Source organism: Gardnerella vaginalis (assembly GCF_001563665.1).
GTDB classification, from domain to species: domain Bacteria; phylum Actinomycetota; class Actinomycetes; order Actinomycetales; family Bifidobacteriaceae; genus Bifidobacterium; species Bifidobacterium vaginale_A.
The window spans coordinates 32,693-47,278 of sequence record NZ_KQ961866.1 but is presented as its reverse complement, the minus strand read 5'-3'; the positions used below and the strand labels follow the sequence as shown (position 1 = coordinate 47,278).

Genomic DNA, 14,586 nt, shown 5'->3' with positions numbered 1-14,586 from the left:
CCCATTTGATAGGAAAATCCTGTAAATAAACCTATGTGTTTATTTAATGTTCTTATTGCGTTCTTATTGCGTTTGTATTGTGCTTATATCTTGTGAAAATGTCCATTATTATGCATAAATTTATGTTCTGTATGCTTTCGATAAGTAGATGCCGCGTAGTTTGCTTATCATCAGTCTAGCCTGCTTTATTTAAGATTTGGCAGATGGAAGCCCTGAAAAGCAAACTTTTTGGGAACGATTAGTCAAAGTAAAATCGCAATTTAGTTGATTTACTTTTGATGTAGCTTACGCCGATACGTGGCGGCGAGGAGGAATTATTATGGTGAATGCTGTAGAAGCATTTGATGCTAAGCATCTTAAGTCTGCTGAAGAAATCCCAGCTTTCCGTCCTGGTGACACTGTTGATGTAAACGTGAAAATTCAGGAAGGTAACAATTCTCGTATTCAGACTTTTACTGGTGTTGTTATCGCTCGTAAGGGTGCAGGTGTACGTGAAACTTTCGTAGTTCGTAAAGTAAGCTTTGGTACTGGTGTTGAGCGTCGCTTCCCACTTCATTCCCCAGCTATCGATTCGATTAAGCTGGTTCGTAGTGGTCGCGTTCGTCGCGCTAAGCTTTACTACTTGCGTTCTTTGCGTGGTAAAGCTGCTCGTATTGCTGAGCGTAGAGATAACTCTGCTAAGTAATACTTGCTTTAGCGTATTTGTTTGTTGAGTTAGCGTTTACTGTGATATCACTTTTATTGATTATATTGTGATTGATCAGTAAACGTTGCTTATAAAAGTCTTATTGTGCAAATGTGTTATGCGCTATGAGTATGCTACTTACGGTTGCGCTATGAGTATCGCTTTAAGATTTATTTAGTAGCGCTTTAGAGCTTTTATTGTATTTGCAAAATGCTAAATAGTATGTCAAAGGATTTATATGACTGCTGACAACATGGATGAAATCGATAATCACATCGTTACAGTTGCAGGGCATGGCATAGATCCTTCTCCTGTTCCTCAAGATGAGGATGCGGAGGATGCGAGTGCGCACGAAAGTTCTCGTAAAAATTCTACTAAAGATTCTCGCAATGGTAAGCATGCTAAAGATGCTAAAGATAATAATCGTTCTGAAAAAAGTTCATGGCGTGAGATACTCGCGTGGTATGTTACTCCAATAGTTTTGATTGTTCTTATACGCATGTTCGTTTTGGGAGCATACACAATCCCTTCAGGTTCTATGCTAGAAACAATTCACATTGGAGATAACGTTATTACTTCTAAGCTAACTCCTAAGATTTTCTCTTTGCATCGCGGAGATATAGTCGTTTTTGAAGATCCTGCAAATTGGTTAAGTCAAGACTCTCAAAATAAAGCTGGCATTCTTGGCTCAACTCGTGGAAACCTTATTAAGCGTTTAATTGGTTTACCTGGAGATACTGTTGAGTGCAAAGGTAAAGGTGAGCCGATTGTTGTAAACGGCGTAGAAGTGTTGGAATCTTCTTACATTCGGCCTGGTGTAGATCCTAGCGATTTTCCATTCAAAGTAAAAGTGAAACCTGGTCATGTATTTGTTTTAGGAGATAATCGCTCTAATTCTGCTGATTCGCGTTATCACAGGAATGACGGTGATGACGGCTTAGTTCCTATTTCAAAAATAGAGGGAGTAGCTGTTGCTCGTTTCTGGCCACTTAATCGCATTGGGTTATTAGATTCACATCATGATGCTTTTGAAAAAGTCCCTAATTACTCTAAATGATTAAGTCTAATTATTTTGTTTATTTAATTTAGTTTTATTGTTTAATTATTTTTGATTTGATATGTCTAAAATACCTTTAATTCCTTCGTTAGATTATGAGCGCGATCTTTTAATTAAAGGATACGATTTTGTTATTGGTATAGATGAAGTTGGACGTGGCTCTTTAGCTGGTCCTGTGATGGTTGGAGCTGCAATACTTGGAGCTAGTGAGATAAATCTAGAAAACGTTATGCCAGAAGGTTTAGCGGATTCTAAACTTCTTACAGAACGCAAGCGAGAAGCGTTATATGAGCCTTTGAAAAATTGGTGTAGCGCATATTCAGTTGGATCGTGTACGAATCATGAAATAGATGACTGGGGAATTGAATACTCTTTAGGAATTGCAGCTTTGAAAGCTATAGGCTCTGCTCAAGAAAATCTTATAAAGAATATAAATAATGCAAAGAACATAAATAGCATTACGAATACAAATAGTACAAATAATGCAAATAGTATCAATAATGCTAATAATGCAAATAAAAATCTTAACGAATTTGAATCTAATTTGTTAAATAAAATCGTTAAACACAATAAAATGGCAGTAATATTAGATGGGCCATACGATTATATACATAAAGTTTTTAATACTTTTGATGCGCCTATTTTACCTATTTCAATTGATGTGAACACTTTAGTAAAAGCGGATCGTAAATGTGCTAGTGTAGCTGCAGCGTCAGTTATTGCAAAAGTTACAAGAGATCATATGATGATAGATTATGCTGGTTTAGAAAAATATGCTGTTTACGATTGGGCGCATAATAAAGGTTACGGATCTGCTGCACATCGAGAAGCGATATCTAAATACGGAGCTAGTGATTTGCATAGGATTTCTTGGCATCTTTCATAATCTATACTAAAAAAGAAAGCTGGAAAAGTGGCGCATAATAAGCGTGTTTCTATGATAGATGTAGCGCGTGCTGCAGGAGTGAGTCATCAAACTGTTTCAAGAGTCATAAATAATTCCCCAGATGTTTCTGCAGCTACTCGCGTAAAAGTTATGGACGTGATCGATAAATTAGAATATCGTCCAAGTAATGCTGCTCGTGCGCTAGTTACAAGCAAATCGCATACTATTGGTCTTATTATTGGCGAATCAATGATTTTAGGCGTTAAAGATATAGTTAGTGCGATTGAGTCGTCTTCTAAGTCGCGTGGATATTTCCTATCTTTAAGCATGGTTAATGAGGTTTTGTGTACTCAAAGCGATATAGATCTTATTGTAAAAGGATTCGATGAGCAAAATATAGATGGGCTTATAATAATAGCTTCAACAGATGCGATGTTTTCTGCATCGTGTAAGCTTCGTTCGAATATTCCTCGAGTTATATTAACTTCTACGCATGGTTCAGTAAGTATTCACGAAGGAAGATCTTTACTGAAACAAAATTCATCTTCTAGCGTTTCAAAATTCTCGTTTATTGGAGTTAATCAATGGCGTGCTATGGCAGATGTTGTAAGTGTTGTAAATTCTAGCGGTCATAGGGATGCTTTGTATGTAGCTGGTCCTTTAATGTGGCGCGATGCTGCTACTCGTCTTAGTGCTTGGAATAAAATTTCTCAAGCAAATTCAATGAGATCTAGAATTATGCAATGCACGTCTTGGAAGTCTTCTGAAAGTTATTCGCGTATGAATCATGTTATAGAGCAATGCGGTATAGAAGGAGCGCAATTGCCAAGCGTGATTGTTACAGCAAGCGATTTACAGGCGATTGGCGTGATTCGTTCACTTTATGAACATGGATTTAAAGTTCCTGCAGATGTTAGCGTAGTAGGATTTGGCGATGATTGTGGAATGTGTGACTTATTTCCACCTCTCACAACTGTTAATATTGAGCCTTTAACTATAGGCTCGTTAGCTGTGCGAGAAATGATGCGACTTATTTACGGAGGTTCTGAGATTGTATTTGCAGATATGGCTCATGGAGTTGGATTGAATCCTGCAAGTGTTGTGCTGCGTGCATCTCTTGGGAAGCCAAACTATATAAAATAAATTTTGTTTTTTATTTTTGAATTTGTGTGCGTTAGTGCTTTTGTGTCTATGAGTGCGTATTTCAATAATATATAAATTCGTATAAGTCTACGGCTATATTTGTGCATTATGCCTACGTATGATTTGGGATTAGAACGAGTATCTCTTGAATTTGCGACTAAAACGATTTTTACAGATGTAACTCAAGGTGTATGTGAAGGGGATCGCATTGGAATAGTCGGGCGTAATGGAGATGGAAAATCAACATTATTACGTCTTCTTTCTGGCGCTCTTTTACCTGATTCTGGTCGTGTAACTAGGCGCGGTGGATTAACTTTTGGAATGTTGGATCAGCGAGATCCTCTAGACGATAATGCAACTGTGCGTGAAGCTGCTTTAGAAAATCGAGAAGATTACGAGTGGGCTGCGGATACTAAATCTCGTGAAATAGTTGAAGCATTATTAGGTGGAATAAATCTTGAAGCACGAGTTGGAACTCTTTCAGGCGGTCAGAGAAGAAGAGCTGATTTAGCGCGATTATTACTTCATGATTGGGATATTCTCGCTTTAGATGAGCCTACAAATCATTTGGATGTTGTAACAATACATTGGCTTGCTGAACATTTACTTCATCGTTGGACTCCTGCAACTGGAGCATTGCTTTTAGTTACGCATGATAGATGGTTTTTAGACGAAGTTTGTAACTCTATGTGGGAAGTTCACGATGGCACTATAGATCCTTTTGAAGGTGGTTACAGTGCATATATGTTACAGCGTGTTGAGAGAGAACGTCAGGCTGATGTTCGTGAGAATCGTAGGCGTAATTTAGCTCGTAAAGAGTTAGCTTGGCTTTCTAGAGGAGCAAGAGCTAGATCTACTAAACAAAAATTCCATGTAAAACAAGCTAGAGAATTGATTGCTGACGTTCCTCCAATGCGTAATACGCTTGAATTAAAGAAGATGGCAACTTCGCGTTTAGGTAAGCAGGTTGTGGATTTAATTGATGTGACTCAAATTTTTGAAAACAGCCATAAACTAGCAAATATTGATACAAATATTGATACAAATATTTCTAATAGCATAGTAGAAAATAATTTGCGAGATGATTCTAATACTGTAGATTCTTCGTCATCCTGCTCAAATTTGAATGAAATAGATATTGTTCATTCTTCTTTTGATCAGCCTATGCATAATGGTTCTGTAACTATTTCAATAGATAATACTTCAAAAAATTCTTCTCAAAGTAATTCAGAAGACATTTTGGAAGATAATTTAGAAGATAATTTAGAAACGTGTGCATCAATACAAAAGACTGTAACAGGCAGAATGATTCTTGATGATGTTACTTGGCTTATAGGGCCTGGAGATCGTTTTGGAATAGTAGGTGCTAATGGCGCTGGAAAATCTACATTATTAAGCATTATTGATGGTTCGTTAAAACCTACTTCAGGTCATGTAAACATTGGAAAAACAGTGAAGTTCGCTGTGCTTTCGCAAAGGCTTGATGAGCTAGAAAAACTTGGAAAATACAAAGTTAAAGAAGTTTTAAGCAGATACAAGCCAAGTTACGTAATTGATGGCAAGGAAGTAACTCCCGGACAATTGATGGAAAGGCTTGGTTTTAAGCCTGAGCAGTTGATGACTCCTATTCGAGATCTTTCTGGCGGTCAAAAACGACGTATGCAATTATTGCTGATTCTTCTTGATGAGCCAAATGTTCTAATTATGGACGAGCCTGGAAATGATCTTGATACTGATATGTTGGCTGTGATGGAAGATTTACTTGATACGTGGCCTGGAACTCTTATTGTTGTATCTCACGATAGATATTTGCTTGAACGAGTAACTGATCAGCAATTTGCTTTAATTGATGGTAAAATTCGTCATTTACCTGGAGGAGTAGATGAATATTTGCAAATTGTTGAACGTTTGCAGCTTAAAAATGCGAAGTCTTCTTTAGCAAATCCTTTTAATTCTTCTAATCCATCAAATTCTTCTAATTCTTATTTGCAATCTTCAAATAAGAATTTGGAAAGCTCTAAAAGTGATGCTTCACAGGGATTATTTGCTGAAACTTCTGATTCGTCTGATTCGTCTAATTCTTCTAAAACTTCTGATTTGTCAAAAGATTCTAATGATTCAAGCTCTCAAAAATTAACTGGCAAAGCTTATCACGATGCTGTAAGACGAATTGCTGCTATTGAACGAAAGTTAGCTAAACTTGAATCGCAAAAGGCAGATATTGAATCGAATATGGCTTGTCATGATCCAAGTGATTTTGTTGGATTGCAAAAGTTAAACGAGGAATTGCAAAGCTTTGAGCAAGAATCAAATTCGCTAGAAGAAGAATGGATGAGTCTTTCTGAGTCGATTGAGTAATAAAGCTGATTTTGTTAGTGTTGTAAAGCTAATTTTGTTAGTGTTTCTAGATGAATTTCTATTTAGTTTGTAGATATTTCTATTTATTTAGATGTAAAGATTTCTATTTATTTAATAAATTCTTCTATTTAGGTAGTTGTAAATACTTCTATTTGGTTGGTAAAGACTGCGCGTTGCAAGTGTGAAGAATTGAAAGCATTTCTTGTTTTTCAATAGAAGTTACAGATAAATCATACTTGCGCTTAACTGCGATTTGCCTTGCAACGTATGAGCATCTAAATGATTTGTTTGAAGGTAGCCAATAAGCTGCTGAAGCAGAACCTTTCTTTTGATTTGCATCTCCTTGTACTGCAAGAAGATTTAGCATGTCGTTTCCAAAGCGTAGTCGTTTAGCAGAATCCCATTTCCAAGCTCCAGATTGCCATGCGTTTTCTAGAGCTACAACATGATCTATTTGTACTAAAGAACTTGTTTTGCGTCCGCGCTTAAAGTTAATCTCTAGGCCTGTGTAAGGGTCGTGTAATATCCCAGATTTTACTTTGCATGAACCTACATAAGTAAAACGCACGTGTATTAAATCACGAGCTAGAACGTCATCTCGTACATCGCATCCATTTCCATCATCGTCTGTAGTGCGATATCCGAAAATATGACGTTCGTACCCGCCTTTGTGAGGTGATTTTACAGATAATTGTTTCAATGCGTCTGCAGCGCTACCGTATGCTTCATAAGATCCTGTAACTTGAGCTACGTTATTGTTAAAATGAGGTAGCATCAATCCTATTATGATTCCAATAATTGCAGCTAATAAAATTAGCCATAATAGTGATTTCCATGAACGTTTTCTAGTATAGGATTCGCTTTTAGAAAAACTTGAAGAATTAGCAAATCTTCTAGTCACTTGCGTTCACCACCCAAGGCGTGCGTCGCAAAACTACGTCAAGCATTTGCTTCAATAAGCTAGCTAATACAATCACAGCCATAACAGCGTAAACTGTGCTCCAAGATGGTACATTTGCAGGATTTGGATGCACATTTTGAGCAATTACCATCATTCCTACCATCATTCCTGTAAGTGAAAGCGACATAATAAGCGAGCACATTCCACCAAGTCTACGAGCTAATCTCATACGTTGTGTTGCAAGACGTTCCATAGTTTGAATCATATTGTCTACGCAACGCTCACCTAAACGGAATGCAAGAACTTCATCTATTCCAAGCTCTATATCTTTAACTTCGCGTTCAACAGCTTGCATGTGGTTGTTCATGCTCTTTAATATCTTGCGGGAGCGCATAAAACGATACCAAGGTATAAGCAAAACAGCTAAAACGTAAACAACAATGGATATTATCATCAGCTGAATGTTGAAATACCATAGTAGTAAGAATGCGGGTATTGATGCAATTGTTAAGCCTAAAGTCATTGTAAGAGTGATTTTGCGTTGACGGCTGTGATGTAGATCGATTCCAGCGAAAGATGCAATTAACGTTATAAGCCTTAAGAACATGCAAATTAACGCGCCTTGCAAACACTCTTTCATAGTAAATCCAAAAATAGAACGTCCAACTATAGCAAACATTGCAGCTACTGTGCAAACAGGAATGAAAATAGCAGCGAAAACGCTTATTGCTGTTGCAAAAGTAGAAAGAATAGCTTTTAGTAAACGAAGTGTCCAATATACGAATCTAGAACTTTTGCTTTCTTTATTCGAAGATTGCGCGTCTTGTGCTTCTTGCGATGAGCTACTTGTAACATAAGCATTCGCATTAGGACTTGCAAAAGAACTTGCATCAGAATTATTTTCTGAAGATCTGTAGATGCTTGATTTGGTGGCATTTTCAGCAGAAATTTGTGAAAATGAAGAATTCGTTACTTTAGTTTTATCTGGTTTATTTTCTGAAGTCTTATTATCTAATTTATTTAATTTATTTAATGAAATATCTAGTATTGAATTCTTATCTATAACGCCATATTCTTGTGCACTAGCTGGCATTAGAGCGATTACAATAGATTTTCTTGCTAATTTACGCAATATTGCACAGATTTTAGCAGCTTCGCTTTCGTCCATATAATCATTTGAAAAGTCAACTATATACACAGGAGTATGTCTTAAAATTGCGCGCGCTAAAACGAGTTTTCGCATAATGCATGCTTTAGAATTATTTTCTTTAGAAAGATTCTTCAATCTATCAATTCGTAAGTCTAAGCCATCATAATCTGCATATACCATTCCATCAATTCGAGCTTCGCGCAAAGCTTCCCACATTGACGTAGTAGTCGCTAGTGGCGCTGCCATAAGAAGATTTGCTCTTAAAGTATCGTCAAAAAGGTGGCTTCTATTACTTACAACGCTAACTAAATCAGCTAGTGCTCCAGGTTTAGCTCCGCAAAGAGATATGCTAGAAGATTTCTCTAAGTCAAAGGTTTTAGCTTCTACGAATGGTGAATCATTTTTATTGTAATTATTTGATGAATAGCTTGAGTAATCTGAACTATCGTCTAATTCATAGCGATCGTTATAAGTCAATTCTACTTGCGTATCAGTGCTAAAGCCTGCACAAGAGAATACTTTAGATTTCATAATTTCATTGAATTTAGCTGGTATTACATTAAGAGATCCTGCGCGTGCTACAAAAGTCATATTTGAATAATCTGAATAATCTGAATTGAGTTTAGAATCTTTCGTAGCTAGATTATATGATCCTTCGTTAGAATCTTTTGACTCAGATTGTAAATCTGCGCTTACATGTAAAACAAGATTATTTGCTCCGTCTGGCAAAGTTAATTTAGTTGAATCGTCTGTAAATGAATTTAAAGATGAAGAATTTGCGAATTTGTTTAGCAGATAATAAATTCTTATGAATGAGCTTCTAGCTGAATTAGCCATATGCATGTATCTTCCGCATCTACGCAATGGTTCTATGCTAAGCATAAGTAATGGCATAGTTAGCATAGCTGAAGGTAATCCTACTGTGCGAATTGAAGAAATCCATATCGTAGATATGATCGCTGCTGCTGCAGCAATATAAGCGAAGAATGCGCATAAGCATCGTATTGTTGAAGATACGTCTATGAAGAAAGCACAACATGAGGTAGCGATAGTAAATATTGCAGTCATTAAAGATATAGCTGCAATAGATGGATTAACAGAGAATAGCACTACGCTTATAACTAAAGGCGTAACAACGGAAGCAAATACTTGAGGTACAAATAATCCGCACCAGAATTGCATATTCACTACATCGTTATTTACTGAAATAGATTTTGAAGATTTAGTATCATAATTCAAATTGCCGAAAGAGTACGGAGAATCGTTGTCTTTTATTGCTCTCAACGAAAGAATTGCGTGTAGCATTTTAGGCCTTAAACGCATTGCAACATGAGTGCTAATATCTCCGCCTAAGCTATATGACCATCTTAAAATAAGGTATTTAATAACTGCAATTCCTACGAAAGCAACTAAATAAGATGTTAATTCAACTGTTGTTATCAATGATTGATGAGATGTGTGTATTGGTCTTAAAACTGGAGATAAGATTCCTACGAACACATAAACTAAGCCGATATTTAAGAGAGAGGAAATGCTCAAGCATATTGCTTTTAATGCCACTAAATGTTTAACTCCAGGCACGAAAGCAAAGAAGCGATTTATCATCTGGCAGCCCTTTCTCTTATGATAAGTAGCGCTTTTAACTCGCTACGTTTGTTTATAAAATTCACACAATGATGCTCAACATCCATTTCAAAAGTTCGAGTATTGGACTTTTGAAGTTCGTTGATAGCAACGTTTATAACATGTTTTTTGCTTAAAAATTGTTGCGTCATACTTCATTGCTTATACTATTATCCAACTCAATATTCGTATACAAGATTACGCTGAATGCATGCATTCGACACGCCGTGAATTAGTGATTTTCTTCTGTGTAATGCGCTTATTTAAAACATTTGTATTTCAATAAAAAATGAAAAGATTGCTGTGAAGTCTTGGTGGAAGTTTTGGTGGAAGTTTTTAGGAACTGTTGCTGTGAAGTCTTGGTGGAATTCTTATGCGTAATGTGAATCTAAAATTTGTGTAAGAAATATATAGTTCGTAAGGTTTTTGTGTTGACATGAATAGTGTGGCGTTTTATAATTACCTCGGTCGGTAGGTAAGGCTACCACGGGGATAAGGGTTGCTACCGCAGCACAGTGGAGACACTGCAAGTTGGTCAACAGTCGTTGTCGTTTCAAGGCTTCGACTAATGTAACGCCACCGCCCTGCGAAGCTGAAGCTTGAACGACGAGTGCTTTATTTATTTGGCTCTCATATTGCTGATCACACAAGTGTTAAGTACAGTTTGTGTGATTTGAAGTGCAAAATGAGCTAATGGATTTAGCATTGGTTTTCTTGCGTTCCTCCCGGTTCAATGATGAATATGTGTTTGCTTTAATGCACGAGTTTTAGGAGGTGATTTGCCGTGGAAGACAGTAGCGATAATAGTAGTCATAGTAATGAAAAGCTGAGTGACGGCTCTGATAGTAGTGTCGGAAGTAGTACTCTGGATGTTCCTTCTAAATTTAATAAAGTCGGCAATCACCATCAAATAATTTGAAGCGCATTGTGTGAATACAATTAAAAGCTACGAGTGAAAATTTAAAATAAAGTTGTAAAGTAAAGCTTAAAAATAAAAGAATAAAGAAAAATAGTGCATAAAGCAAGAAAATAATGCATAAGGCAAGTTTTTATAGGAACTTTATGAATATTTTCTAAATTGAGTACATAATTTTTTTTGTTTGGGCTTTGTTTGATATTTGTAGATTTTACTTAGAGTTGATTTTATTTGATGAAATTTTTACTAATAACTTTTTAAAGTTTCGCGCGTTACATCTTGTTTTTACGGTGTTAGACGGCTTATGTATTGCACGTTCCTCGCATGAAATCATATTTATGCGGTGTTTAATCGAGGACTTTATGACAATTTTCACTATGTCGCATAAGAGTGACACCAATAATCAAGTAGATGCAAACACTCGCTTTGTATCAGATATAATCGTTTGCATTGGAATATTTGCTTTATTTGGCGTTACAGCGTATTTGCTTCAGCGCATAAACCAGCCAATTGGGCCTTATGGTATTCCTTCAAAAGTGTCTACAGATTTAATAAATCTGCCTTATTACACTTTGAGATCTGTTTTTCGCATGTTTCTTGCACTTATAGCATCGTTGATTTTTACTGTTGTCTATGGTCTTGCTGCTGCTCGTAGTAGAAGACTTGGCAAAGTTTTAATACCTTTGCTTGATATTTTGCAATCAGTACCAATACTTGGTTTTCTTTCGGCTACTGTAACTATTTGGCTAGTTATTTTCCCAGGGTCAATGTTGGGTGTAGAAGCTGCATCTGTTTTTGCTATTTTTACAAGCCAAGCGTGGAATATGACATTTTCTTTCCATCGTTCTTTACTTAGTGAGCCTAAAGAATTAGACGAAGCTGTTAGATCTTTGCAATTAACTCATTGGCAGAGATTCTGGGTATTAGATATGCCTAACTCAATGATTCCTTTACTTTGGAATTGCATGATGTCTGTTGGAGGCGGATGGTTCTTCCTGACTGCATCGGAGATGATTTCTGTTAATAACAACACTTATGCTTTGCCTGGTATCGGTAGCTTTGTTGCACAATCAGCTGCAGAAAATAAGCTTGGCAATATTTGGTGGGCTATTGCATCAATGGTTGTAGTAGTTCTTGCTATAGATTTCTTATTGTGGAAACCTCTTACTGCTTGGTCTGAGCGTTTCCGTATTACTCAAAGTGCAGCTGATGAAGAGCGTAAAAGTATGATTTTGACAATTATTCGTCATTCTCATGCAGATGAAATTGTTAGCAAACTGTTTTCTCCACTTCGTGAGTTTCTTGAAAAAATCACACGACCATTTGGAAGAACTGGTGCAAAATGGCCTCATAGTGCATCTCAGCGTAAGTTTGGCGATTGGGTTTTCAGCATTGTTATGATTTTGCTTATTTGTGCTGGAGTATTCCAAATGCTTTATTTTGTTAATTCAAAAGCAGGATTAAATGAATTTATTACAGCTGGAGTGCTTGGTGGAATTACATTTTTGCGAGTTGCTGCTTTGATTATCGTCAGTTCTCTGATTTGGGTCCCTATAGGTGTGCTTATTGGTATGAATCCTAAGATTTCTAGAATTATGCAACCTATTGTGCAAATATTGGCAAGTTTCCCAGCAAACTTCATATTCCCATTTGCGATGATGTGGTTTATGACTTGGCATATTGATCTTGGTTTTGGAAGTATTATTTTAATGGCTCTAGGTACTCAGTGGTACATTTTGTTCAATGTTATTGCTGGTGCAAGTGCTATTCCTGACGATTTGCGTGAGATGACTCGTAGTTTTAGGTTGAGTCAAGTATTGCGTTGGAAAACTTTGATTTTGCCTTCTATTTTCGGTTCTTGGTGCACTGGTGGTATTACTGCTGCTGGTGGTGCTTGGAATGCTTCGATTGTTTCTGAAATAGTTGAATACGGCAAGCATCATATGCAAACTTCTGGTTTAGGTGCGTATATCACTTCTGCTACTACAAATGGTGATGCTGCTCGCACATTAGTTGGAGTTGCTGTAATGAGCTTGATTGTAGTAATGAGTAATCGACTATTTTGGTCTCCTTTGCAACGTATTTCCGAAAAGCGGTACGTATTAAATTAAATATGATTATTCGTTAATTAGAGCTAATAAATCTTCAATGTAAACAAATTAAATAATTATTTAGTAGAACGGCAAAAATTATGACTACTACAAACAGAAATGCATTAAAAAATGGTTCTCTCGTTACTAGCGATATTATAGATGCAAAACATATTAGCCAAAGCTTTACATCTGATAGCGGCACTACTCAGCATGTGTTGCATGATATTTCCTTCACTCTTAAAGAAGGCGAGATTGTTGCTATATTAGGTCGTTCAGGAGCAGGAAAATCCACTCTTTTAAGAACTATGGCAGGTCTTATTCAACCTACTGAAGGTAATGTTACTTATCGTGGTCGTGAGCTTACTGGACCAAATCCAGGAGTTGCAATAGTATTTCAGACTTTCGCATTGATGCCATGGCTCACAGTTCAAGATAATGTTGAGCTTGGATTACGCGCTCGCGGTGTTAGTAAAGAAAAGCGTACTGAATTAGCTTTAGCTGCTATAGATTCAATTGGTTTGGATGGCTTTGAAAGTGCTTATCCTAAAGAACTTTCTGGTGGAATGCGTCAGCGTGTAGGTATTGCGCGCGCTTTAGTGCTTCGACCAGACGCATTATTTATGGATGAGCCATTTTCTGCTCTTGATGTTCTTACTGCTGAAAACTTGCGCCAAGAAGTTTTGAAGTTGTGGTCTAGCGAACAAAGAGATATTAAATCTGTGTTGATTGTTACTCATAACATTGAAGAAGCTGTTCAAATGGCAGATCGTGTTGTGGTTCTTGGATCTCATCCGGGTCATTTGATTGCAGATGTTGATGTTGATTTGCCTCGTCCGCGTGATAAACACAGTGCTGAATTTGAAGCAATGGTAGATAATTTATATGCTATTCTTACTGGTTCAGCTCCAGAAAGTTCTGAAGAATCAAATACTTCTGATTCAGTAGAAGATCAAGTTGCAACGCAAGAAGTAGAAGATGAAGATTCTGAAGATAATGAAGCTGCAGCAATTGCAGATATGCTTGTAGATAAACATCATGAGCAAGAAGTAGTTGCTGAATCTGAAACTAATGTTGATTCTGAAGATAATGAAGCTACTAAAGAGCCTGTTGCAATGCATCTTTTGCCTAATGCAACTCCTGGCGGTATGGCAGGTTTACTTGATGTGATTTCTGAAGTGCCAGAAGGAATCGATTTAGCAGATTTGGCAGCTGATTTATCGTTTGAAATTGATGATTTGTTCCCACTAGTAGATGCTGGAACAATGCTCGATCTTATTACTGCAGATAACGGACATATTACTATTACTCCAGCTGGAGAAGAGTGGCATAATGCTGATATTTTGCATAGTAAGCAAGTTTTTGCAAGATTAGCTATTGAGCATGCTCCACTAGTACACGCAATTGACCAAGCATTAAGTCGAAATCGCAATGGCAAGTTGCGCGGTGAGTTGATTTTAGATTTGTTACGTAGTAAGCATACAGATGCTTTAGCTCGTCAACAATTTGATATTGCTATTAGTTGGGGTCGTTATGGAGAATTATTTGATTACGATGCTGACGATGATGAGCTGACTCGCACAGTTGAAACAACTCCTCTTGATGGCGTGTCTCGATAATTTTTAAGATGTTTCAATCCCTAGCAACATGTATACTTTCACAGGTTGTGGGCTTGTAGCTCAGTGGATAGAGCGTCTGCCTCCGGAGCAGAAGGTCGTGGGTTCGAATCCCATTAAGCCCACTAATTGTTTTTCTTAAAGTAATTACAGTCAGGGTG

10 protein-coding genes, 1 tRNA gene and 1 riboswitch are annotated in these 14,586 nt (G+C 37.0%); of the genes, 9 read left to right on the top strand and 2 right to left on the bottom strand.

Features of this window, described 5'->3' with window-relative positions:
* The first annotated feature begins 319 nt into the window (after positions 1 to 319).
* From rplS to HMPREF3230_RS03520, 5 genes are all read left to right on the top strand, one after another.
* Positions 320 to 685, top strand: coding sequence for a 50S ribosomal protein L19 (gene rplS / locus HMPREF3230_RS03540; RefSeq protein ID WP_075523582.1), 366 nt, complete (start codon positions 320 to 322; stop codon positions 683 to 685).
* A 238-nt stretch (positions 686 to 923) separates the two neighbouring features.
* A complete protein-coding gene (gene lepB, locus HMPREF3230_RS03535; RefSeq protein WP_075523581.1) occupies positions 924 to 1,742 on the top strand; it encodes a signal peptidase I in 819 nt (272 codons plus the stop codon).
* A 61-nt stretch (positions 1,743 to 1,803) separates the two neighbouring features.
* Positions 1,804 to 2,628: a ribonuclease HII gene (locus HMPREF3230_RS03530; RefSeq protein ID WP_075523580.1), complete on the top strand. Its 825-nt coding sequence runs from the start codon at positions 1,804 to 1,806 to the stop codon at positions 2,626 to 2,628.
* Between the two features lie 27 nt (positions 2,629 to 2,655).
* Positions 2,656 to 3,771: a LacI family DNA-binding transcriptional regulator gene (locus HMPREF3230_RS03525; RefSeq protein ID WP_230955912.1), complete on the top strand. Its 1,116-nt coding sequence runs from the start codon at positions 2,656 to 2,658 to the stop codon at positions 3,769 to 3,771.
* Positions 3,772 to 3,879: 108 nt separating this feature from the next.
* Positions 3,880 to 6,129, top strand: coding sequence for an ABC-F family ATP-binding cassette domain-containing protein (locus HMPREF3230_RS03520; protein ID WP_075523579.1), 2,250 nt, complete (start codon positions 3,880 to 3,882; stop codon positions 6,127 to 6,129).
* 148 nt (positions 6,130 to 6,277) lie between these two features.
* Here HMPREF3230_RS03520 and HMPREF3230_RS03515 read toward each other — a convergent pair whose 3' ends face one another.
* Both HMPREF3230_RS03515 and HMPREF3230_RS03510 read right to left on the bottom strand, forming a co-directional pair.
* Positions 6,278 to 6,904: an HNH endonuclease family protein gene (locus HMPREF3230_RS03515; protein ID WP_082266269.1), complete on the bottom strand. Its 627-nt coding sequence runs from the start codon at positions 6,902 to 6,904 to the stop codon at positions 6,278 to 6,280.
* 118 nt (positions 6,905 to 7,022) lie between these two features.
* The gene (locus HMPREF3230_RS03510) at positions 7,023 to 9,785 is read right to left on the bottom strand and encodes a hypothetical protein (protein WP_075523577.1); all 2,763 of its coding nucleotides are present in this window, start codon (positions 9,783 to 9,785) and stop codon (positions 7,023 to 7,025) included.
* 478 nt (positions 9,786 to 10,263) lie between these two features.
* Positions 10,264 to 10,421, top strand: a riboswitch (M-box (ykoK) riboswitch).
* A 166-nt stretch (positions 10,422 to 10,587) separates the two neighbouring features.
* On the opposite strand from HMPREF3230_RS03510, the gene HMPREF3230_RS06665 reads away from it, so the two are divergent.
* From HMPREF3230_RS06665 to HMPREF3230_RS03495, 4 genes are all read left to right on the top strand, one after another.
* Complete coding sequence (locus HMPREF3230_RS06665; RefSeq protein WP_255408297.1) at positions 10,588 to 10,722, top strand: hypothetical protein; 135 nt, start codon at positions 10,588 to 10,590, stop codon at positions 10,720 to 10,722.
* Between the two features lie 359 nt (positions 10,723 to 11,081).
* Positions 11,082 to 12,830 (top strand): ABC transporter permease, encoded by a 1,749-nt coding sequence (locus HMPREF3230_RS03505; RefSeq protein WP_075523576.1) that lies wholly within the window; start codon positions 11,082 to 11,084, stop codon positions 12,828 to 12,830.
* An 80-nt stretch (positions 12,831 to 12,910) separates the two neighbouring features.
* On the top strand, positions 12,911 to 14,428 hold the full coding sequence (locus HMPREF3230_RS03500; RefSeq protein ID WP_075523575.1) for an ABC transporter ATP-binding protein: 1,518 nt from the start codon (positions 12,911 to 12,913) through the stop codon (positions 14,426 to 14,428).
* A 49-nt stretch (positions 14,429 to 14,477) separates the two neighbouring features.
* A tRNA-Arg gene (locus HMPREF3230_RS03495) sits at positions 14,478 to 14,550 on the top strand.
* Positions 14,551 to 14,586: the final 36 nt, after the last annotated feature.